The sequence below is a fragment of the Mycobacterium sp. genome (assembly GCF_032161845.1).
In the GTDB taxonomy this organism is placed as follows: domain Bacteria; phylum Actinomycetota; class Actinomycetes; order Mycobacteriales; family Mycobacteriaceae; genus Mycobacterium.
Window position 1 is genome coordinate 1 of sequence record NZ_JAVRQA010000418.1, and the last position, 20660, is coordinate 20660.

A 20660-nucleotide genomic window follows, 5' to 3' on the forward strand; every position below is an offset into this window, starting at 1 on the left:
GCGCCGGGGCATGGTCAACCCGGCGGTGTGCGCGGGTGGTGGTGTCCTGGTCGCAACGATCGGTGCGGTCGGTTCCGACAGCGTCGGAAACCGCAGCCGGCTCGCGGGAGTAGTGGTGTGGGTTCGGCCGTCGGGGGCAGTCCAGACGATGGTGCCGTCGGGGAGTTGTCGGTCTCGCCAGCCGCCGTCACCACCCCAGAACGTCTTCAACAAGTGGTGAAATCGGCAGAGACACTTCAGGTTCGACGCACCCGTCGCCCCGTACGGCCACGGAATCGTATGGTCCAAGTCGCAGGTGGTGGCGGGGTGGTGGCAGCCGGGGAAACGGCACGTCAGGTCGCGGCACCGGACGAACTCGGCCAGTCGTTTCGAGGGTGTGTGGCGGGGTTCGGGTGGGGCTTGTCCGGGGTGGACGATCGGGCGGATCTTCGCGTGGCGGGCGGCGCGGCGAGTGACGGGTCCGGGGACGAAACCGCCACCGATGATGGCGCCGGGTCGGATCTGACTCGGTTGCCCGGTGGTGGGTGTCTTCGCCTCGGCCAGTGTCATGTCGCGCAGCGGCTTGGTGAACATCGGCGGTGCCACCCCGTCGAGCCCGGCGCACTCGTCGGAGGGGGCCGCCGGCTCGGAGTTCGTGGATTTGGCTTCATCGTCAGCGTTCTCGGCGCATCGGTCGGCAGCATCAGCATCAGCATCAGCGGCGGTGTCCCCGGGACCGGCGGATCCGCTGGGTCCGGGGGGCTCGTCGAGCTCGGGGTCGGTGATGGTGTCGTGGTGGGCGATGACGTAGACCACCACACCGGTGGAGGCTGGTGTGTCGGCGGCGGGGCAGTCCTCGGTGTCGCAGAGACATACCAAGCGGTCGGCGCCGTGGGCGAGGGCACCCATGGCGTCGGCGCGGCGTTGATCCTTGGTGCGGGGGTCGGCGGGGCAGACGGTGTCGGCCAGCGCGTTGAGGCGGGCGTCGAAGGCTTTGGCGTCGGGGGCAAACAGGCTGGCGAACACTGCGGCCAGTCCGCTGCCATCCTCGATGACGACGTCGACGCAGCGGCCTCGGGCCCGGGTCTGAGTGCGGCGCAGCGCGTGCGGGTCGACCTGGGCGATGAACGCGTCGATGGCCTGTTCGGTCTTGTCGACGGACATCGGCTCCCACGTCTGCAGTGCCTGCGCGAGCGCCTCGTCCAGTGCGCGGAGTGCGGCGGGGTCGGTGACCAAGGCGCCGCGGGTGACGATGGCCCGCGCTAGTGGGTAGCTGATCAGTCCGGCGGCGAATACCGCCGCCACCTTCGGGAAGCGGTCGCGTAGTGCGGTGGCGACGATCAACAGGTTGGATGCGGTGCCGCTAGTGATGCGTTGGGCGGCGCCAATGTGGGCGCAAACCGCTCCCCAGTTGTCCAGGCACCATTGGTCGCGGTCGGTGGAGTCGGCGGCGGCGTAGGCGTCATCGAGCATGGTGACCATCGCCGCTAATCGGCGGGCACACGCCGCGGATTCGACCCGGGACCAGGCGTCGACCGCGCCGGCCCCGTGGGTGCCGGTCGTGGAAGCCACCAATTCATCGAACATGATTCGAACTTATGTGCGAAGACCGACGGAAACAACCCGAAAAGGCCAGGTTGTGGATGAATCACCGACTGTGCACAACCCCACCGTCCGACACCGAAAACGTCACAGCCGCATGCTAGGGCGCTTCGAGATACAGCGCGCCCCAGACGAGTTGCGTCAGGGTCGCGGCCAACTCGGGGTCGTAGGACTCCGGTCGGCCCGGCAGATTCTGCTGGCAGGTTCGCTCGGTCATCCAGGTGAGGGTGCTCGCGGCGGTCTCCGCGGACAGTTCGCGCCGGATGGAGCCGTCGTTCTGGCCTTCCCGGATGACGACGGCCATGCGCGCCGCGATCGCGTTGAGGATGTCTCGGTAGGCGCCGCCTACCTGCGGGTCGTAGGCGGCCATCTCGTTGAGCGCCACCAGTAGGGGTTGGTGCCGCCGATACCCCGCGACGATGCCCGTCATACAGGCCAGCACGTCGGCGGGATCACGTCGGCGGGAAACGCCCCACCATCGCTCGGCGGCACCGGCCAAGTCTTCGAATACCTGACCAGCCAGCCGCCGCAGCAGGTCGCCCTTGTCCTCGAAGTAGATGTAGAAGCTGGCGCGGGAGATACCCGCCTCGGTAGCCAGTCGGTCGACACTGAGCTCGGTGAAGCTGGCCCCGTCGGCCATCAGTCGCTCGGTCGCGTCGAGAAGTCGCCGCTCGATCTGCTCACGTCGCTCTTGCCGATTGGCCTGGGGCTTCCTGGTAACCGACGGCATGAGGGCAGCCTAGACCGAACGAACGCACCTTGACTAGACATAGTGTCTAGACTTATCGTCACCAACATGACTGTGTCGCCGCTCACATCGACCTCGCCTCGTCCGTACGACCCGATCGACCTGTCGTCGAAGGCGTTCTGGTCCACCACCGCCGATGACCGCGAGCGGTCCTTCGCCGAACTGCGTCGCAGCAGGCCGGTCAGTTGGCATCCGCCCGTGGAGGACTCGCTGATGCACGATCCGGAAGACCGCGGCTACTGGGCGGTCACCCGGCACGCCGACATCGTCACCGTTAGCAAGGACAGCGAGACATTCCTGTCCGGCAAGGGCGTGCTGTTCGAGACCGTGCCGGAGGAACTGCTCGAAGCGTCACAGTCCTTCCTTGCGATGGATGCACCGCGGCACACCAAGATCCGCAAGGTCGTCCACGCCGCCTTCACGCCGCGCCAGGTCCGTCGCATCGAGGACTCGATCAAGGCCAACGCGAAGGACATCGTCTCCGAGCTTCGGTCGGCCGGAAGCGGGGCGGACTTCGTCGAACTCTGCGCCAAGGAACTACCGATCCGCACGCTGTCGGACATGGTGGGCATCCCCTCATCCGAGCGGACGAAGGTGGCGGAGGCCGCCGACGCGATGGTGTCTTGGGGTGACCCCGAGTACCTCGACGGACGAAACCCGTTGGAGGTGTTGATCGGAAGTCAGATGTACCTGCATCAGGTAGCGGGTGCGCTGGCCGCCGACCGTCGTCAACACCCCGGCGACGATCTGATCAGCGCGCTGGTCCAGGCCGAGGTCGACGGTGATCGGCTGACCGACGCCGAGATCGCCGCCTTCTTCGTGCTGCTGGCCGTCGCGGGGAATGACACCACCCGCCAGACCGCCAGCCACGCCGTGAAGGCACTGACCGACTTCGGGGACCAGCGCGCCTGGCTGATGGCCGACTTCGACGACCGCATCGGTGGTGCCGTCGAGGAATTCGTGCGATGGGCCACCCCGGTGATGACGTTCCGCCGCACGGCCGCCACCGATTGTCGTGTCGGCGACCAGCAGGTCGCCGCAGGCGAGAAGGTCGTGATGTTCTATTCGTCGGGCAACTTCGACGATGCGGCCTTCGACACCCCCGAGCGCTTCGACCTGAGCCGTAAGCCCAACCCGCACCTCGGGTTCGGCGGCGGCGGAAGGCACTTCTGCCTCGGTGCGCACGTGGCTCGCGCTCAGTTGCGGGCGATCTTCGGCGAATTGCTCACCCAGTTGCCCGGTATCGAGGCGGGTGACCCGTCCTACGTCGCGGGCAACTTCATCCACGGCGTGCGCTCCCTACCGGTCACCTTCTAGGGCGAGTTCAGTGCGACGGGATCGGGGACAGCTCGTCGGTGAGCAAGACCAGTAGCTCCGAGCAGCCCGCATCGAGTTTGACGGTCGCCAACTGGTCGCCACGGGTGGGCCCGCGATTGATGATCGCGACCGGCTTGCCGGTGGCGGCGGCGTGCCTGACGAACCGCAACCCCGAGAAGACCGTCAGCGACGAGCCGGCGACCAGAAGTGCGTCAGCGTCGTCGACCAACGAATATGCCTGCGCCACTCTATCTTTCGGTACGCTCTCGCCGAAGTAGACGATGTCGGGCTTCAGCATGCCGCCGCAGCGAGGGCAGTCGACGTAGCGGAAGGACGACGTTTCCTCGACCATCGCGTCGGCATCGGGGGCCACCGCGATACCGCCGACCTGTTCGGCGCGCTCGAGGAAGCCGGGGTTCAGCGTCTCCAGTTCAACGGCCAGCTGTGCGCGCGTCAGCGTGAACCCACACTCGAGGCACACGACGCTCGCATACGTGCCGTGCAGGTTCACCACCGCCTGGCTACCCGCCTTGGTGTGCAACAGGTCGACGTTCTGAGTGATGAGGCCCGTGACGACGCCAGCACGCTCAAGGGCCGCGAGTGCGCGGTGCCCGGCGTTCGGAAGCGTCTCGTCCATGTGGCGCCAGCCGACGTGATTGCGTGCCCAGTAGCGCTGCCGGAAGGCGGGGTCCGACGTGAACTGCCGGATGGTCATCGGGTTGCTCGGAGGCGAATCCGGGCCCCGGTAGTCGGGGATGCCCGAGTCGGTGGACATGCCTGCGCCCGTCAGGACTGCGAGGCGCTGACCTGCAAGCAAGTTGACCAGTTCGGGTGCTGTGGGGCCATTCATCGCAACCCAGGGTAGGCGGCCTGAGACAATCGAGTCGTGGACTTCTACTCCGCTTACCGTCACGACTTCGTCCGGGTGGCTGCGTGTACTCATCACACGACGTTGGCCGACCCGAAGGCGAACGCCGATTCGGTGCTACGGCTGGCCAGGGAGTGCCACGACGAGGGCGTCGCGCTGGCGGTCTTCCCCGAGTTGACGCTGTCCGGATATTCGATCGAGGACATCCTCCTGCAGGACACCCTCCTGGACGCCGTCGAGGTCGCCATCGACGAACTGGTCTCGGCGTCCGCGGACCTCCTGCCGGTGCTGGTGGTTGGCGCGCCTCTGCGCCATCGGAATCGGATCTACAACACTGCCGTGGTGATTCACCGCGGCACCGTGCTCGGCGTCGCACCGAAGTCATACCTGCCGACCTACCGCGAGTTCTACGAACGGCGTCAGGTGGCGCCCGGCGACGACCAGGGCGGCCTCATCCGGCTCGGTGGCATCGAGGTGCCGTTCGGGCCCGACCTGCTGTTCACCGCGACCGATCTACCCGGTTTCGTTCTGCACGTCGAGATCTGCGAGGACATGTGGGTTCCCGTGCCGCCAAGTGCCGAGGCCGCGCTGGCCGGCGCGACCGTGCTTGCGAACCTGTCCGGCAGCCCCATCACGATCGGGCGCGCCGATGATCGGAAGTTGTTGGCGCAGTCCGCGTCATCGCGGTGTCTTGCCGCCTACGTCTACGCCGCGGCTGGTGAGGGTGAGTCGACCACCGACCTGGCCTGGGACGGCCAGACGATGATCTACGAGAACGGCGTCCTGCTCGCCGAGTCCGAGCGGTTCCCGAAGGGCGAACGCATGTCGATCGCCGACGTGGACACCGAACTGCTTCGTGCAGAACGGCTGCGGATGGGAACGTTCGACGACAACCGGCGCCACCATCGCGGCCTCACTGACCGCTTCCGCCACGTCGAGTACGTCCTCGATCCGCCCACCGGCGACATCGGACTGCGGCGCGCGGTCGAGCGCTTCCCATTCGTACCGTCGGATCCCGAACGACTGCAACGGGACTGCTACGAGGCCTACAACATCCAGGTGTCCGGCCTCGAGCAGCGGCTGCGGGCGCTGAGCTACCCGAAGATCGTGATCGGCGTATCGGGCGGGCTCGACTCGACCCACGCGCTGATCGTCGCTGCCCGCGCGATGGACAGGGAGCGCAGGCCGCGCAGCGACATCCTGGCCTTCACCCTGCCCGGCTTCGCGACCGGTGATCGCACCAAGGGCAACGCCATCGCGCTGAGCAAGGCCCTCGGAGTGACGTTCGCGGAGATCGACATTCGCGACACCGCATCGTTGATGCTCACCGAGATGGACCACCCGTTCTCCCGCGGGGAAAAGCTCTACGACGTGACGTTCGAGAACGTCCAGGCCGGGTTGCGCACCGACTACCTGTTCCGGCTCGCCAACCAGCGCGGGGGCATCGTGTTGGGCACCGGTGACCTGTCCGAGCTCGCGCTCGGCTGGTCGACCTACGGTGTCGGCGACCAGATGTCGCACTACAACGTCAACGGCGGCGTCCCGAAGACGCTGATCCAGCACCTGATCCGGTGGGTGATCAGCTCTGGCCAGTTCGCCGACGACGTCAACACCGTGTTGCAGTCGGTGGTGGACACCGAAATCACCCCCGAGCTGGTGCCGACCGGTGAGGACGAGAAGATCCAGAGCAGTGAGGAGAAGGTGGGACCGTATGTCCTACAAGACTTCTCGCTCTATCAGGTCCTTCGCTGGGGCTTCGGACCATCGAAGGTCGCCTTCCTGGCGTGGCACGCCTGGGCTGACGCCGAGCAGGGCGACTGGCCCGCAGGCTATCCACTGGACAAGCGACCGGCGTACTCGCTGAAGGAGATCCGGCAGTGGCTGCAGGTATTCGTGCAGCGCTTCTACTCGTTCAGTCAGTTCAAGCGCTCGGCGCTGCCGAACGGCCCCAAGGTGTCCTCGGGTGGAGCGCTGTCGCCGCGCGGCGACTGGCGTGCGCCGTCGGACATGTCGGCCAGGATCTGGCTCGACGAGATCGAACGAGAAATCCCGGACGCTTGAGCTATCGCCGAGCGCCGCTGGTGTGAAAAGCTCACAGCTGTGGAGGAACCCCGCGACACCACTGCGCTGGTGAACGCGGGAGCTGGGGTCCCACTGCACCGGCAGCTCTATCTGGTTCTCCACGACGAGATCGGCCGTGGCGTTCTGCCCGCCGGCGAGGCGCTACCCACCGAGCAGTCGCTGTGCGAGCAGTTCGGGGTCTCGCGCATCACCGTGCGGCGCGCACTCGCCGACCTGGCCGACGCGGGCCTGATCGAACGCCGCCACGGCGTCGGCTCGTTCGTCACCGAACGGTCGCCGGCCGGCCGCGAAGCCAGCGGTGGCTCCTATCTGGACAACATGCGGCAGATCGAGTTCGAGACCGAAGTCGACGTGATCGAGTGCGACGTCCGGACACTGCCGCCAGCCGTCGGCGCCCGCTGGGATTCACGCGAAAGTGCGCTCCACGTACTGCGGGTGCGGCGCGAACGCCGAACCGGCGAGCCGTTGATGCTCACGGAGGCCTGGCTGCCCGCCGAGCTCGCCGACGTGGTCACCGCTACGACTTTGGCGCAGGACTCGCTCTACCGACTCCTGGCCGACGCCGGCGTGACATTGGAACGCCTCGAACACGAGATGACGGCCGAAATCGCAGGCCCCCGAACGGCGACGCTGCTCGGCACGACCATCGGTTCGCCGTTGATCCGGGTGAACCGGGTCGCGTTCGCCGCGGGCGTGGCGCATCACGTGCTGTCGATCGTCATGTCGCCGAACCGAAGTCGCGTGGTGTTCAACCAGACGTCGATGGACACGGCGACCGGCGTCAAGATGTACATCGCCCACGACGTGCTGAGGCCGACGAGTTAGAGGCGCCCGTCGGACCGCAGGTCCGGATGCACCCAACCGGGGGACCGCCTGCCCTTGAAGGCGAGGAATCCCTCGACCGCTTCCTCCCCGCTGTAACTGGCCTTCATGCCGATCCGGTCGAAGAGGCCCATGTAGTTGTCCAGGCTCGACTTCACCACCGAACGTGCCCGCGGTGCGGTGCGGCAACACTGGGTCAGCACCTCGCGGGCGGCATCGGCGAGGTCGTCGTGTGGCACCATCCGACCGACCATGCCCCAGTCGACGGCTTCCTCGGCCGTCAGGGTGCGGCCCGTGAACATCAGATCTCTGGTCCGAACGGGGCCGATCATCCGCGCCAGCATTTGGCTGTAGTAGGTGTCGGCGATGCCGCGGTACAACTCGGGCACCCGGAACGTCGCGCGGTCGCTCACCACGGCCATGTCGCTGCACATCGCGATCTGCAGGCCGCCGCCCTGACACAACCCGTTGACCGCCGAGACCACGGGCTTGACTGACTGGCGCAGGGTCTCGAACGGTGTCACGTCCATCGAAAGGGCGGCGCCGAAGGTCATCCAGTCGTCGACGCCGTCCCCACCGCCGAGGTCGCCGCCGGGGGCGAAGACGTCACCCGTGCCGGTGATGAGCAGGCCGGCGAGGTCGTCGTCCGCCTCCACATGGGTGACGGCGTAACGGATGCCGAAGTACATGGCGGGCGTCATCGCATTGCGGGCTTCGGGCCGATCCAGCGTGACCACGGCAAACGGGCCTTCGCGATCGAATCTCAGGAAGGGCGTGCCGAGCCAGTCGCCGTCGGGCGGACGCGGAGTGTTGGGGACCGCGGCGGTCATGGGTGCTCCTCAATCGTCGAATACGGCGTCGGTGGACCGGAAAGCCATTCGGCGGCAAGGGCGCTGCCGACCACGCACACCCGCGTCACGCGCATACTGTAGCCCCGACGGTGCCGCAGCCGCGTTACCTCGATAAGCTGCCCTGATGAGCGTTGAGGCTCCGCCAAGCATCGAACTGCGTCAGCAGGTGCACGACGCCGCCCGACGGGCGCGCGTCGCCGCCCGAAGCCTCGCGACGTTGAATACGGAGACCAAGAATCAGGCGCTGCACGCGGCCGCCGACGCCGTGTTGGCCCACGTCCACGAGGTGCTGGCCGCCAACGCCGCCGACCTCGACGCCGCCCGCGCCGCAGGCACACCCGACGCGATGCTGGACCGGCTTGCGCTCAACCCGCAGCGCATCGACGGCATCGCGGCGGGACTGCGACAGGTCGCCGGGCTGCCCGATCCGATCGGCGAGGTACTTCGCGGCAGCACGCTGCCGAACGGGCTTCAGATTCGGCAGCAGCGCGTGCCACTCGGAGTCGTCGGCATGGTCTACGAGGGTCGACCCAACGTCACCGTCGACGCCTTCGGGCTGACGCTGAAGTCCGGCAACGCGGCACTGCTGCGCGGCAGTTCGTCTGCGGTGCGGTCCAACGAGGCCCTGGTCTCCGCGCTGCGGGCAGCGCTGCTCGCCGAGGGATTGCCCGAGGACGCCGTGCAATTGTTGCCAAGCGCGGACCGCGCCAGCGTGACCCACCTGATCCAGGCTCGTGGTCTTGTCGACGTCGTGATTCCGCGTGGGGGAGCCGGGCTCATCGACGCCGTCGTGCGCGACGCCACCGTGCCCACCATCGAAACGGGTGTCGGCAACTGCCACGTCTTCGTCCACCAGGCAGCGGACCTCGAGGTTGCCGAACGAATCCTGTTGAATTCCAAGACTCGTCGCCCCAGCGTGTGCAATGCCGCCGAAACCCTGCTGATCGACTCGGCGATCGCCGACACTGCGCTGCCGAGGTTGGTCAACGCGCTTTCCGACGCCGGCGTCACGGTCCACCTCGACCCGAGCGAGGAGGAACTGCGCGCCGAGTTCCTCTCGATGGACATCGCGGTGGCGATCGTCGATGGGGTCGATGCGGCCGTCGCCCACGTCAACGAATACGGCACCGGCCACACCGAAGCCATCGTGACCACCGATCTTGCTGCCGCGCAACGCTTCACCGAGCGGGTCGACGCCGCAGCGGTGATGGTCAACGCGTCGACGGCGTTCACCGACGGCGAGCAGTTCGGATTCGGCGCCGAGATCGGCATCTCCACCCAGAAGCTGCACGCCAGAGGACCCATGGGTCTGCCAGAATTGACCTCAACCAAGTGGATTGTGTGGGGAGACGGCCACACCCGCCCTTCCTAGCTAGGAGAACACCTTCCAGTGAGTGTCCCCGCCCGCCCCGCCCCGCTCTTCACCGACATCGACGATGTCGCCAAGCGGCTCGCCGAAACCGGTTATCTTCCCGATACCGCCACGGCCACAGCCGTTTTCCTTGCCGACCGACTCGGCAAGCCGCTCCTCGTCGAGGGGCCCGCGGGTGTCGGCAAGACCGAACTGGCCCGCGCCATTGCCGAATGCACCGGCTCCGGCCTGGTGCGGCTGCAGTGCTACGAAGGCGTCGACGAGGCCCGCGCGCTCTACGAGTGGAATCACGCCAAGCAGATCCTGCGAATCCAGTCCGGGTCCGGCGACTGGGACCAGACCAAGATGGACGTGTTCAGCGAGGAGTTCCTTCTCCAACGCCCGCTGCTGACGGCCATCCGCCGCACCGACCCGACCGTGCTCCTGATCGACGAGACCGACAAGGCCGACATCGAGATCGAAGGCCTGCTGCTCGAGGTGCTGTCCGACTTCGCGGTCACCGTGCCGGAACTGGGCACCATCACCGCGACGCGGACGCCGTTCGTGCTGCTGACGTCAAACGCCACCCGCGAACTGTCCGAGGCGCTCAAGCGTCGCTGCCTGTTCCTGCACATCGACTTCCCCGATCCCGACCTCGAGCGGCGCATCCTGCTGTCACGGGTGCCGGAACTTCCGGTGAAACTGGCCGAGGAATTGGTCCGGATCGTCGGCGTACTGCGCGACATGCAACTCAAGAAGGTGCCCTCGGTCGCGGAGACCATCGACTGGGGTCGCACCGTGCTGGCGCTCGGCATGGACACGATCGACGACGAGCTGATCGCCGCCACCTTGGGCGTGGTGCTCAAGCATCAGTCCGACCAGGTGAAGGTCAGCGGGGAGCTGAGGCTCAACTAATGCCCGCCCGTCGCACGCGCCCGCCGCAACCCCTTGCGCCGCATGGACTTCCCGGCCATCTGGTGGAGTTCGTCGAAGCGCTGCGCAGTGTGGGGATCGCGGTGGGTCCGTCGGAGACGGTCGACGCGGGTCGAGTGATGACCGTGCTCGGACTCGGCGAGCGTGAGGTGTTGCGGGAGGGGTTGGCGTGCGCCGTGCTGCGACGCCCCGACCACCGCAGCACCTATGACGCGATGTTCGACCTGTGGTTCCCCGCCGCGCTTGGCGACCGGACGGTGGTGTCCGACGACGACGCCGACGCCGACGGTGATCCCGACGCGCTGCCGTCACAGGACATCGAGGGCTTGCGGGCCGCCCTGGTCGAGATGCTCTCCGGCAACGAGGACATGGCCGGAATGGACGACCGGTTGGCCGCGATGATCGCCCAGATCGTCGAGGCGTTCGGCAAGTACAGCTCCAGCCGCGGACCCTCGTATTCGTCGTACCAGGCGCTCAAGGCGATGGCCCTCGACGAGCTGGAGGGCAGGCTGCTGGCCGGCCTGCTGGCGCCCTACGGCGACGAGCCCACCCCGACCCAGGAGCAGATCGCCAAGGCGATCGCCGCCAAACGCATCGCGCAACTGCGGCAGATGGTGGAGGCGGAGACCAAGCGCCGCACCGCCGAACAGCTCGGCCGCGAGCACGTTCAGACGTACGGCATCCCTCAGCTCGCCGAGAACGTCGAGTTCCTGCGGGCGTCCGGCGACCAACTGCGCGAGATGCGCCGCGTCGTCGTCCCGCTGGCTCGGACGCTGGCTTCGCGGCTGGCCGCCCGACGTAGGCGCTCGCGGGCCGGCGAGATCGACCTGCGCAAGACGCTCCGCAAGTCGATGTCCACCGGCGGCGTGCCCATCGACGTCGTGCTGAAGAAGCCGCATCCCGCGCGCCCCGAACTCGTCGTGCTGTGCGACGTGTCCGGGTCGGTGGCCGGATTCAGCCACTTCACGCTGCTGCTGGTGCACGCGTTGCGTCAGCAGTTCTCCCGGGTCCGGGTCTTCGCCTTCATCGACACCACCGACGAGGTGACCGAGCTGTTCGGACCCGACTCCGACCTGGCCGTCGCGGTGCAGCGCATCACCAGGGAGGCCGGGGTCTACACCCGCGACGGCCACTCCGACTACGGGCATGCGTTCGTCTCGTTCCTGGACAAGTACCCGAACGTGCTGTCCCCGCGCAGCTCGCTGCTGGTCCTCGGGGACGGTCGCAACAACTACCGCAATCCCGAAGTCGACCTGCTGACCCGCATGGTGACCGCCAGCAGGCATGCCCACTGGCTCAATCCCGAGCCCAGGCACCTGTGGGGCAGCGGCGATTCGGCGGTGCCGCGGTACGACGGCGTCATCCCCATGCACGAGTGCCGGTCGGCCAAGCAGCTCGCCGCGGTGATCGATCAACTGCTACCCGTCTAAGCTGCCTATTCGTGACTCGACGCAGGCTGGGGGTGATGGGCGGGACGTTCGATCCCATCCATCACGGTCACCTGGTCGCCGCCAGCGAGGTGGCCGACCTGTTCGACCTGGACGAAGTCGTCTTCGTGCCGACCGGCCAGCCCTGGCAGAAGCGCGCCCGCGTCGTCACGGCCGCCGAGGACCGGTACCTGATGACCGTGATCGCGACCGCGGCCAATCCGCGCTTCTCGGTGAGCCGCGTCGACATCGATCGTGGCGGCCCGACCTACACCAAGGACACCCTGCGTGACCTGGGCGCACTCAACCCCGACGCCGACCTGTACTTCATCACCGGCGCCGACGCCCTCGGGTCGATCCTGTCCTGGCAGAACTGGGAGGACCTCTTCTCGATGGCCCGGTTCGTCGGCGTCAGCCGGCCGGGCTACGAACTCGACGGTGAGCACATCGAGGAGGCGATGAAGGAATTGCCGGACGGTGCGCTCAAACTGGTCGAGGTGCCCGCGTTGGCGATCTCCTCGAGCGACTGCCGTCGGCGAGCCGAACTGGGCAGGCCCATCTGGTACCTGGTGCCCGACGGCGTCGTGCAATACGTCACCAAGCGCGGTCTCTATCCCGCGACCGTTCTCGCGACAGGAAATCGCCACACATGACCGCGACCGCAGAAGCCATCGCCATGGCGACGATCGCCGCCAAGGCGGCGTCGGCCAAGCTCGCCGATGACGTCGTCGTCATCGACGTCTCCGACCAACTCGTCATCACCGATTGCTTCGTCATCGCCTCGGCGTCCAACGACCGGCAGGTCAATGCCATCGTCGACGAGGTCGAGGAGAAGATGCGGTTGGCCGGGTACAAGCCCGCCCGCCGCGAGGGCACCCGCGAGGGACGCTGGGTGCTGCTCGACTACATCGACATCGTGGCTCACATCCAGCACCAGGACGAGCGCAACTTCTACGCCCTCGACCGCCTGTGGCGGGACTGCCCGGTGATTCCCGTCGATTTGGAGGACGGTTCGGAGTGAGGATTCGCCGGCTGGTGCTGCTACGGCACGGGCAGACGGAGTACAACGCGGGCAGCCGCATGCAGGGCCAACTCGACACGGATCTGAGCGAACTGGGCCGCGAGCAAGCTGCTGCCGCCGCCGAGGTGCTGGCCAAGCGTCAGCCGCTGGCGATCGTGTCATCGGATCTGCGGCGTGCCCTCGACACCGCGATGGCGCTCGCCGAGCGCTCCGGCGTCCCGGTGTCGGTCGACACCAGGTTGCGGGAGACGCACCTCGGGGACTGGCAGGGCCTGACGCACTCCGAGGTCGACGACGCTGTGCCTGGCGCCCGGCTGGCGTGGCGCGACGATGCCAGGTGGGCCCCGCACGGGGGAGAGAGTCGGGTCGACGTAGCGGAGCGCAGCATGCCGCTGGTCGACGAGTTGCTCGCCCGGCTCGGCGACTGGGGCTCCGATGGCGCCGGGGACGCGTCGGATCGGCCGGTCGTGCTGGTGGCCCACGGCGGGCTGATCGCCGCACTGACGGCCGCCCTGCTGGATCTGCCGGTCGACAACTGGCCCGTGCTTGGCGGCATGGGGAACGCCAGCTGGGTGCAACTGTCCGGGCATTCGGCAGACGACGGGGCGCCGCAGGACGTGCACTGGCGTCTCGACGTGTGGAACGCCTCGGCCCAGGTCGCCAACGATGTCCTCTAGCTCGTCCCGCAGAACCCTCCTGGTCTTCTGCGACTCCCTGTCCTACTACGGTCCCACCGGCGGACTGCCCGCGGACGACCCGAGGATCTGGCCCAACATCGTTGCCGCCCAGCTGGACTGGGATCTGGAACTGATCGGTCGGATCGGCTGGACGTGCCGCGACGTGTGGTGGGCGGCCATCGGCGATCCCCGCGCGTGGGCAGCGTTGCCGAAGGCGGGCGCGGTGGTCTTCGCGACGTCGGGGATGGACTCCCTCCCTTCGCCGTTGCCCACCGCCGTGCGCGAGCTGATCCGCTACGTGCGGCCGCCCCTTCTCCGCCGGTGGGCGCGTGACGGGTACGGCTGGCTGCAGCCGCGGTTGTCGCCGATCGCACGGCCCGCACTGCCTGCTCACCTGAGTGCCGACTACCTCGAACAGACCCGCGCCGCAATCGACTTCAATCGTCCGGGCATTCCCTTCGTGGCGTGCATTCCGTCGGTCCACATCGCCGAGACCTACGGCAAGTCGCACCGGTGGCGTGATGCCACGGTCGCCGCCATCACCGAGTGGGGACGCCACCACGACGTGCCGATCGTCGACCTCAAGGCCGCGGTCGGCGATCAGGTGATGAGCGGTCGCGGGAACCCCGATGGCATTCACTGGAACTTCGAGGCGCACCGCGCGGTGGCTGACCTGATGATGAAGGGCCTCGCGGAGGCGGGCGTGACGACCGTGGACACCGGCGGCTGAGCATGGCTGTCACGGTGGTGACCGATTCGTCGGCCCGGTTGGATCCGGATGACCTGCGGCGGTGGGGGATTCGGCAGGTCCCGCTGCACGTGCTCGTCGATGGCACCGATCTGCTCGACGAAGGCGACCAGGTGCCCTACGACGTACACGCTCTCGCTCACGTCACGACCGCCGGCGCCAACCCCGGCGACCTCGCCGAGTGCTACCGACGGGCACTTGCCGACAGCGGGGGCGACGGGGTGGTCGCGGTGCACCTCTCGGCCGCGCTGTCGAGCACGTTCAGCTCGGCCGTCGGGGCAGCCCGCGAGTTCGGTCCCGCAGTCCGCGTGGTGAATTCGCGGTCGGCGGCGGCGGGAGTCGGGTTCGTCGCACTGGCTGCGGCACGGGCGGCCGCCGAAGGTGACGATCTCGACGCGGTCGAGGCGGCGGCGAGGGCGGCGGTACCACGTGGCCATGCGTTCATCGTCGTCTACCGACTCGACAATCTGCGGCGGAGTGGCCGGATCGGCACTGCTGCTTCGTGGTTGGGTACGGCGTTGTCACTCAAGCCGCTGCTCCGCCTCGACGTGGACGGCCGCTTGGTGTTGTCCCAGCGCATCCGCACGGTCTCCAAGGCTCACGCGGCACTCGTCGATGCGGTGGCGGAGGTCGTCGGCGAACACCCGGCGACGCTCGCGGTGCACCACGTCGACAACCACGACGCCGCCGCCGAGATCGGCGCGGCGCTCACCGCGCGACTGCCCCAGGTGAACCTGTCGATCACCGACATGGGCGCGGTGCTGTCGGTTCACGTCGGGGGCGGGGCCGTCGGCGTGTGCGTGACGGTCGACGACTGAGGAGGCGCGGTGGCGTACGCGGAACTGGCGCGCGGGGAACGAGAGGACTTCGCCGACCTTCTTGCCGGTCTGACACCCGAGCAGTGGGGCAGCCCGTCGCTGTGTGCCGGCTGGACCGTACGCGACGTCGCGGCGCATTGCGTGAGTTTCGAGGGCCTGTCGCCGCGCGAGCTGGCCGTGCGCTTCGTGAAGGGTCGGCTGCAGACCGATCGGATAAACGCCCAAGCCGTGGACCACCTCGCGGACCGCTCACCCGAGCAGATCATCGGCATCTTTCGTGACAACGCCGAGCCGCACGGCCTAACTGCCGGATTCGGCGGTCGGATCGCGCTGACCGACAACATGATTCACCACCAGGACATCAGGCGGCCGCTGGGTCTGGCGCGCACGATTCCGCCCGAGCGGCTGCGCGTGGCGCTGGACTTCGTGCGCTACGCCCCGACGATCCGCGGCGCCTGGCGGGCGCGCGGGGTCGAACTGGTCGCCACCGATCTGGACTGGTCCCACGGGACGGGACCGCGGGTGCATGGCACCGGGGAAGCGCTGTTGATGATCATGGCAGGGCGCCCGAACGCGCTGGCCGATCTCGACGGCCCCGGCGTCGCTACCCTCGCGTCACGCGTCCGGTGATCGGTGGCAGGTCCTTGAGCGTGACGATGCCCGGCGGCGCGGCCACCACGGCAGGTACGGCGTTGGTCACCGGCATCGCGGTGTAGATCATGCCGAGGCCCATGAAGCCGGCTTCCTTCCAGTCTCGGGGCGGTAGGCAGTGCAGCACGGTGCGCATGTTGGGCGTGCCGAACACCTGGATGACATGGCCGTGTTCCAGCGGTTTCGGGGGCGTGACGTGATTGCCCATCGTCCAGTTGAAACCCACGCTGACGACGTTCTTCTTGCCGACCCAGCCGCGGTGATAGCCGAACACGCCGCCGACGGTGCCCTTTGGAATCTGCATGAAGCCGAGGTCGCTGTCGCCGGTGGCGGTCGTGAACTCGACGTCGAAGGTCAGCTGGTCCAGCTTGGCGCCGATCGCGTCGGCCATCATCGCCGCCGACTCCGCGAACACCTCGCTCTCGCGGCGCACGCTCTCGGCGAGATCGGGGGTGTTCGGGTCCTGACCGAACCCCATGGCTGACTGGGTGCCCGCCGACTCGTAGGTGGAACAGTCCACCGACTCGGTGATCCGGATCTCGTCGACGTTCTCGCACGCGCCGGACAGCACCATTCCGACCATGTTCGTCATGCCGGGGTGCGCGCCGCTGCCGAAGATGGTGGACTTTCCTGCCGCGCAGGCCTTCCGGATCCGGTCCAGATCCTCGGAGCTCTGCTTGCCGCCGGTGATCCAGGCGGCACTCGAGCAGACGTTCACGCCCGCTTCCAGCAGTCGGGTGAGTTCGTCGACCTCCGGCCACAGCGGGTTGTAGCAGCACGCGTCGGGCTTCAGTGCGATCAGGGCGTCGATGTCGTTGGTCGCCGTCACTCCGGTGGGGGCAGCCAGCCCGGCGAGCTCCGCAGCGTCGACTCCCACCTTCTCTGCGCCGTGCGCGTACACCCCGACCAACTCCATGTCGTCGCGCCCGATGATGGCGTGCAGTGAACGCTTCCCGATGTTGCCGGTGGTCCACTGGATGACCCGGAGGGGGCGGTCGGTGGTCGGTGAGGTCATGGGCGAGGACTCCTCTGTGCTCGGCGGTGTGGGGTAGACACTATTCGCCCGCTGTACACGCTTCGGCACGATCTCCGGTCTCCGCGCCGAGCGGAGCCGCCCGTCGCGCGGCATGATCGCCGAATGCATCACTTCCTGCCCGCCACGCCGTCGACGGTGCACTGGGGATTCTTCGACCCGCGCTTGACGCCGGCGGTCACCGTCGCCTCCGGAGACCTGGTTCGGATCGAGACGCTCACCCACCACGCGGGCGACGCCCCCGACCTCCTCATGGATGACGGCATCGCCGCCGTCTTCGACCAGGTCACCGACCGCGGGCCGGGACCGCATCTGCTCACCGGGCCGATCGCCGTGGACGGCGCAAGGCCCGGTGACGTACTGCAGGTGGACATCCTCGAGGCCGTCCCCCGGTTGCCGTACGGATCCAACCTCGCCGCACACTGGGGGCACCTCTACGACGAGGTGCCAGGGGAACGCGTGACGATCTACGAATTCGACGTCGACGCACTACTCGGCCGCGCCGTCTTCGGCTACGACTGGACCGTGACGCCGCTGGCCGATCAGCCAGGCACCATCGTGTCCCCGGACGCCGCGGCGCGCGAACCCGCGCTGCTTGGCGTGGTGGTCCCGCTCCGCCCACACTTCGGCACCATGGGCGTGGCGCCCGCCGAACCGCTGCGGGTGTCGTCGGTCCCGCCAGGCGATCACGGTGGCAACGTCGACAACTGGCGCATCGGAGCCGGCGGGCGGATGTACTACCCGGTCCAGGTTGACGGCGCGCTGCTGTCGGTCGGTGACCCACACGTCTCCCAGGGTGATGGCGAAATCAGCGGCACCGCGTTGGAGTCGTCGCTGAACGGGTTGTTGCGCTTGACCATTCGTCGCGACCTCCCGTTCACCGTGCCGGTTCTGGAGACGTCGACAGAACTGCTGGTGCACGGGTTCGGCGACACCCTCGATGCGGCGATGAAGGCCGCCGCCCTGCGGACTCTCGACGTCCTGGAGCGCAGTTTTGGCTTGACCCGAAGGGACGCATACTCGTTCATGTCGGTCGCCGTCGACTTCACCGTCACCCAGGTCGTCGACCAACGCCAGGGCGTGCACGGCCGCATCGACAAGCGGTGCTTCCCGAGTTGGCCACTCGCGGCATGACCGCCATCCGCGCGTTCACGTTCAGCCCTGAGGAGGGGGTGCCGCCCGGTGTGGCACCGTTCGTTCACGCCACCGCGGCCGGCCAGACGCTGTACGTCACCGGTCAGATGCCGACCGGTGTGGACGGAAGCGTGGTGGGCGCCGACGTGACGACCCAGACCAATCAGGTGCTTGGCAACCTGCTGCGCGTCACCGAACTCTGCGGAGGGGGTCGCACCGACGTCGTCTCGGTGCGAGCCTTCCTTTTGGACTGGGACGACTACGCCGCCTTCAATCTCGCGTATGCCCCATGGTTTCCGGAACGACTGCCGTCGCGGACGTGCGTCGGAGTGAGCGGCCTCGCGGTCGGCGCATTGGTCGAGATCGACTGGGTGTGCTGGCGTGAGGAAGGCTGGGGTTGATCCACAGACCCACTTTCATCCACAGCCGGTGACCGACGACCCCGTGGCGAACCGGTGGCGTCCACCGCCACGCCTACCGTCGCGGCATGCGCACCGAACGACCGGTCGACAGGGTGGAACGCCGCCTTTCCGGGCCACGAACCCCTGACGAGGAGAACGCCGAAGGCGAGGAATCCGACACCTCGCTGTCGCGCTGGCTGCCCGAGGCCACGTCCAGTGGAGCCGCCGGCTGGCTCGCGACCGTGCGCGCCGATCCGGGGAGGGCGGGTGTCATCGGCCTCGGAATCGTCGGCGCGATCGCGGTTCTGGTGACGGTGTTCACGTTGATGCGAGACGACGGTCCCGCCATCATGTCGGCGAAACTGCCTCCGGTGCAGATGGTCTCATCCTCATTGCCGGTCCCGCCATCGGCGCCACCCGGCGGGCCGGTCATCGTCAGCATCGTCGGCCTGGTGCACCAGCCCGGCCTGGTTACCCTCGATGCAGGCGCCCGCATCGCCGATGCGCTCGCGGCGGCGGGTGGTCCGTTGGACGGCGCCGATCTGATCGGGCTCAACATGGCCCGCCGAGTCGGTGACGGGGAGCAGATCGTCGTCGGCATCTCGTCGCCACCGGGTGCGCCGCCGGGCATGGGCAGTTCGGTCACCTCGCCACCGGGTGCGGCGGCACCGCCGTCATCGTCGACGCCCGGCGAGAAGCCCTCGGCGCCCGAGGGTTTGGTGAATCTGAACACCGCGACGGTCGAGCAGCTGGACGCTCTGCCGGGCGTGGGTCCCGTCACCGCGACGGCGATCATTGCGTGGCGCGACGCGAACGGGTCGTTCGCGGGAGTCGACCAACTCGGTGAGGTCGACGGCATCGGCCCTGCTCGTCTGGAGAAGCTCCGTGCCCTGGTCCGAGTGTGACGACGGTTCCGGCCGTCACCAGCGCGCCCGACGTCCGGTTGGTTCCCGCCGCGGTGACCAGCTGGGCGGGCACCGCGGCGGGCGTCGTGGGGAGCCCGTCCGCAGCGGCCGGGGTGGCGGTCGCGGCCGTGCTGGTGACGGCGGCGATCGCGTGGCGGCTGCGAGGCTGGTCTGCCGTTCTCGCCGTCGCGGCGGTCGGAGTCGCCTTCGCCGCGGCGATCGCACTCCGGGTGGACGACGTCCGCCACCATCCGATCGCGTCGCGCTACGGCACGACCGCGGCGGTCGTGGTGACGCCGAGCGAGTCGCCTCGGTTCCTCCGTGGCGTCCGGATGATGTTCCGTGGCACGTTGACATCCCTCGACGGGCAGCGAACCGGAGGTCGCGTCGTCGTGTTTGCCTCGGCGGTCGACTACGGCGAGTTGACCGCGGGCCGCCCGGCCGCCTTCCTGGCCCGCATCTCACGGCCGACCCGACGCGATCTCTCCGTGGCGGTGCTGACCGCGACCGGCCGACCGAGACTGGGAATGGCGAGTGTGCTGCAGCAGGCTGCGGCGGGAGTGCGCACCCGGTTCGCCGATGCGGCGCGGGCGGTACTGCCCACCGACCAGGCGGCGTTGCTGCCCGCCTTGGTCCTTGGCGATACGGCCGCGCTCGACGAGGACACGGTCGATGAGTTTCGGGCTGCCGGGTTGACCCATCTGACGGCCGTCTCGGGGGCCAACGTCACCATCGTCTGCGGCGTGGTGTTGCTCGCGGCGGGGCTGATCGGTCCCAGGGTTGCGGTGGCCCTCGCCGCGGTGGCGCTGATCGCCTTCGTCGTGGTGGTGCAACCGTCGGCGAGCGTGCTGCGCGCCGCCGTGATGGGTGCCGTCGCCCTATTCGCGGTGCTGTCGAAGAGGCGACGGCAGGCGATACCCGCCCTGTCGGCCTGCGTCCTGGTGCTCATGGCGGCTGCACCCGAACTCGCTGTCGACCTCGGGTTCGCGCTGTCCGTATCGGCCACGGCCGCACTGGTGGTCGTGGCGCCGGGCTGGTCGCGGCGACTCGTCGAACGTGGCTGGCCGGAACCCCTGGCGGCGGGCGTGAGCGTGGCCGCAGCGGCTCAGCTCGTCACGGCGCCGCTCGTCGCGGGCATGTCCGGGACCTTCAGCATGGTCGCCGTCATCGCGAATCTGGCCGTGGCGGTGGTGATCCCGCCGATCACGGTGATCGGCACCGGCGCTGCCGCTGTTGTCGCGGCGTGGCCTCCCGCGGCGGTGCTGATGATCCGGTTCACCGGTCCTGAACTG

The 20660-nt window shown here is 68.2% G+C and carries 21 protein-coding genes; 16 read left to right on the forward strand and 5 right to left on the reverse strand.

Translation table 11 applies throughout. The features are described 5' to 3' along the window. On the reverse strand, nucleotides 1-1566 hold a 1566-nt coding region (locus tag QOD90_RS22635), incomplete at its 3' end, for an HNH endonuclease signature motif containing protein (protein WP_526353270.1). Between the two features lie 115 nt (nucleotides 1567-1681). Next, nucleotides 1682-2311 carry a TetR/AcrR family transcriptional regulator gene (locus QOD90_RS22640; protein WP_526353271.1) on the reverse strand — a complete coding sequence of 210 codons (630 nt, stop codon included), beginning with the start codon at nucleotides 2309-2311 and terminating at the stop codon, nucleotides 1682-1684. Nucleotides 2312-2377: 66 nt separating this feature from the next. Here QOD90_RS22640 and QOD90_RS22645 point away from each other — a divergent pair, with 66 nt between their 5' ends. Continuing rightward, on the forward strand, nucleotides 2378-3646 hold the full coding sequence (locus QOD90_RS22645; protein ID WP_526353273.1) for a cytochrome P450: 1269 nt from the start codon (nucleotides 2378-2380) through the stop codon (nucleotides 3644-3646). A gap of 7 nt (nucleotides 3647-3653) precedes the next feature. Here QOD90_RS22645 and QOD90_RS22650 read toward each other — a convergent pair whose 3' ends face one another. Then, entirely contained in the window at nucleotides 3654-4496 is an 843-nt protein-coding gene (locus QOD90_RS22650; RefSeq protein ID WP_526353275.1) for an NAD-dependent protein deacetylase, read from the reverse strand. A gap of 36 nt (nucleotides 4497-4532) precedes the next feature. Here QOD90_RS22650 and QOD90_RS22655 point away from each other — a divergent pair, with 36 nt between their 5' ends. Together QOD90_RS22655 and QOD90_RS22660 are read left to right on the forward strand one after the other, a co-directional pair. Beyond that, the gene (locus QOD90_RS22655; protein ID WP_526353277.1) at nucleotides 4533-6575 is read left to right on the forward strand and encodes an NAD(+) synthase; all 2043 of its coding nucleotides are present in this window, start codon (nucleotides 4533-4535) and stop codon (nucleotides 6573-6575) included. 39 nt (nucleotides 6576-6614) lie between these two features. Beyond that, on the forward strand, nucleotides 6615-7421 hold the full coding sequence (locus QOD90_RS22660; protein WP_526353279.1) for a GntR family transcriptional regulator: 807 nt from the start codon (nucleotides 6615-6617) through the stop codon (nucleotides 7419-7421). Here the strand turns inward: QOD90_RS22660 and QOD90_RS22665 are convergent. After that, entirely contained in the window at nucleotides 7418-8248 is an 831-nt protein-coding gene (locus QOD90_RS22665) for an enoyl-CoA hydratase/isomerase family protein (protein WP_526353281.1), read from the reverse strand. The genes QOD90_RS22660 and QOD90_RS22665 overlap by 4 nt on opposite strands. Nucleotides 8249-8393: 145 nt before the next feature. Between QOD90_RS22665 and QOD90_RS22670 the strand changes: the two genes are divergently transcribed. From QOD90_RS22670 to QOD90_RS22710, 9 genes are read left to right on the forward strand one after another with little or no spacing between them, the layout of a single operon-like run. Continuing rightward, a complete protein-coding gene (locus tag QOD90_RS22670; protein WP_526353283.1) occupies nucleotides 8394-9641 on the forward strand; it encodes a glutamate-5-semialdehyde dehydrogenase in 1248 nt (415 codons plus the stop codon). Between the two features lie 18 nt (nucleotides 9642-9659). Beyond that, complete coding sequence (locus QOD90_RS22675; RefSeq protein WP_526353285.1) at nucleotides 9660-10535, forward strand: AAA family ATPase; 876 nt, start codon at nucleotides 9660-9662, stop codon at nucleotides 10533-10535. Continuing rightward, entirely contained in the window at nucleotides 10535-11983 is a 1449-nt protein-coding gene (locus QOD90_RS22680; protein ID WP_526353287.1) for a vWA domain-containing protein, read from the forward strand. Before QOD90_RS22675 ends, QOD90_RS22680 begins: the two co-directional genes overlap by 1 nt. A 26-nt stretch (nucleotides 11984-12009) precedes the next feature. After that, a complete protein-coding gene (nadD, locus tag QOD90_RS22685; protein ID WP_526353307.1) occupies nucleotides 12010-12633 on the forward strand; it encodes a nicotinate-nucleotide adenylyltransferase in 624 nt (207 codons plus the stop codon). After that, on the forward strand, nucleotides 12630-13001 hold the full coding sequence (gene rsfS / locus QOD90_RS22690; protein WP_526353289.1) for a ribosome silencing factor: 372 nt from the start codon (nucleotides 12630-12632) through the stop codon (nucleotides 12999-13001). The genes nadD and rsfS overlap by 4 nt, the downstream gene beginning before the upstream one ends. Beyond that, nucleotides 12998-13678 (forward strand): glucosyl-3-phosphoglycerate phosphatase, encoded by a 681-nt coding sequence (gene gpgP / locus QOD90_RS22695; protein WP_526353291.1) that lies wholly within the window; start codon nucleotides 12998-13000, stop codon nucleotides 13676-13678. Before rsfS ends, gpgP begins: the two co-directional genes overlap by 4 nt. Next, a complete protein-coding gene (octT, locus tag QOD90_RS22700) occupies nucleotides 13668-14408 on the forward strand; it encodes a diglucosylglycerate octanoyltransferase (protein WP_526353293.1) in 741 nt (246 codons plus the stop codon). The genes gpgP and octT overlap by 11 nt, the downstream gene beginning before the upstream one ends. A gap of 2 nt (nucleotides 14409-14410) precedes the next feature. Next, nucleotides 14411-15244, forward strand: coding sequence for a DegV family protein (locus QOD90_RS22705; protein ID WP_526353295.1), 834 nt, complete (start codon nucleotides 14411-14413; stop codon nucleotides 15242-15244). A gap of 9 nt (nucleotides 15245-15253) precedes the next feature. Beyond that, the gene (locus QOD90_RS22710) at nucleotides 15254-15874 is read left to right on the forward strand and encodes a maleylpyruvate isomerase family mycothiol-dependent enzyme (protein ID WP_526353297.1); all 621 of its coding nucleotides are present in this window, start codon (nucleotides 15254-15256) and stop codon (nucleotides 15872-15874) included. Here the strand turns inward: QOD90_RS22710 and QOD90_RS22715 are convergent. Then, nucleotides 15849-16910 carry an NAD(P)H-dependent amine dehydrogenase family protein gene (locus QOD90_RS22715; RefSeq protein ID WP_526353299.1) on the reverse strand — a complete coding sequence of 354 codons (1062 nt, stop codon included), beginning with the start codon at nucleotides 16908-16910 and terminating at the stop codon, nucleotides 15849-15851. The genes QOD90_RS22710 and QOD90_RS22715 overlap by 26 nt on opposite strands. Before the next feature lie 123 nt (nucleotides 16911-17033). Between QOD90_RS22715 and QOD90_RS22720 the strand changes: the two genes are divergently transcribed. The 4 genes from QOD90_RS22720 to QOD90_RS22735 all read left to right on the forward strand — a co-directional run. Beyond that, nucleotides 17034-18062 carry an acetamidase/formamidase family protein gene (locus tag QOD90_RS22720; RefSeq protein ID WP_526353301.1) on the forward strand — a complete coding sequence of 343 codons (1029 nt, stop codon included), beginning with the start codon at nucleotides 17034-17036 and terminating at the stop codon, nucleotides 18060-18062. Next, complete coding sequence (locus QOD90_RS22725) at nucleotides 18059-18463, forward strand: RidA family protein (protein WP_526353302.1); 405 nt, start codon at nucleotides 18059-18061, stop codon at nucleotides 18461-18463. Before QOD90_RS22720 ends, QOD90_RS22725 begins: the two co-directional genes overlap by 4 nt. An 86-nt stretch (nucleotides 18464-18549) precedes the next feature. Continuing rightward, nucleotides 18550-19368 (forward strand): ComEA family DNA-binding protein, encoded by an 819-nt coding sequence (locus tag QOD90_RS22730; RefSeq protein ID WP_526353303.1) that lies wholly within the window; start codon nucleotides 18550-18552, stop codon nucleotides 19366-19368. Continuing rightward, nucleotides 19365-20660, forward strand: a 1296-nt coding sequence (locus QOD90_RS22735) for a ComEC/Rec2 family competence protein (protein ID WP_526353305.1), incomplete at its 3' end; no start/stop codon positions are given. The genes QOD90_RS22730 and QOD90_RS22735, both read left to right, overlap by 4 nt.

Bases quoted from the DNA above. Each gene is read 5' to 3' on its own strand.
- QOD90_RS22640 (WP_526353271.1), bottom strand. From the start codon at position 2,311: ATGCCGTCGGTTACCAGGAAGCCCCAGGCCAATCGGCAAGAGCGACGT.
- QOD90_RS22645 (WP_526353273.1), top strand. From the start codon at position 2,378: ATGACTGTGTCGCCGCTCACATCGACCTCGCCTCGTCCGTACGACCCG.
- QOD90_RS22650 (WP_526353275.1), bottom strand. From the start codon at position 4,496: ATGAATGGCCCCACAGCACCCGAACTGGTCAACTTGCTTGCAGGTCAG.
- QOD90_RS22665 (WP_526353281.1), bottom strand. From the start codon at position 8,248: ATGACCGCCGCGGTCCCCAACACTCCGCGTCCGCCCGACGGCGACTGG.
- QOD90_RS22670 (WP_526353283.1), top strand. From the start codon at position 8,394: ATGAGCGTTGAGGCTCCGCCAAGCATCGAACTGCGTCAGCAGGTGCAC.
- QOD90_RS22680 (WP_526353287.1), top strand. From the start codon at position 10,535: ATGCCCGCCCGTCGCACGCGCCCGCCGCAACCCCTTGCGCCGCATGGA.
- rsfS (WP_526353289.1), top strand. From the start codon at position 12,630: ATGACCGCGACCGCAGAAGCCATCGCCATGGCGACGATCGCCGCCAAG.
- octT (WP_526353293.1), top strand. From the start codon at position 13,668: ATGTCCTCTAGCTCGTCCCGCAGAACCCTCCTGGTCTTCTGCGACTCC.
- QOD90_RS22705 (WP_526353295.1), top strand. From the start codon at position 14,411: ATGGCTGTCACGGTGGTGACCGATTCGTCGGCCCGGTTGGATCCGGAT.
- QOD90_RS22715 (WP_526353299.1), bottom strand. From the start codon at position 16,910: ATGACCTCACCGACCACCGACCGCCCCCTCCGGGTCATCCAGTGGACC.
- QOD90_RS22720 (WP_526353301.1), top strand. From the start codon at position 17,034: ATGCATCACTTCCTGCCCGCCACGCCGTCGACGGTGCACTGGGGATTC.
- QOD90_RS22725 (WP_526353302.1), top strand. From the start codon at position 18,059: ATGACCGCCATCCGCGCGTTCACGTTCAGCCCTGAGGAGGGGGTGCCG.
- QOD90_RS22730 (WP_526353303.1), top strand. From the start codon at position 18,550: ATGCGCACCGAACGACCGGTCGACAGGGTGGAACGCCGCCTTTCCGGG.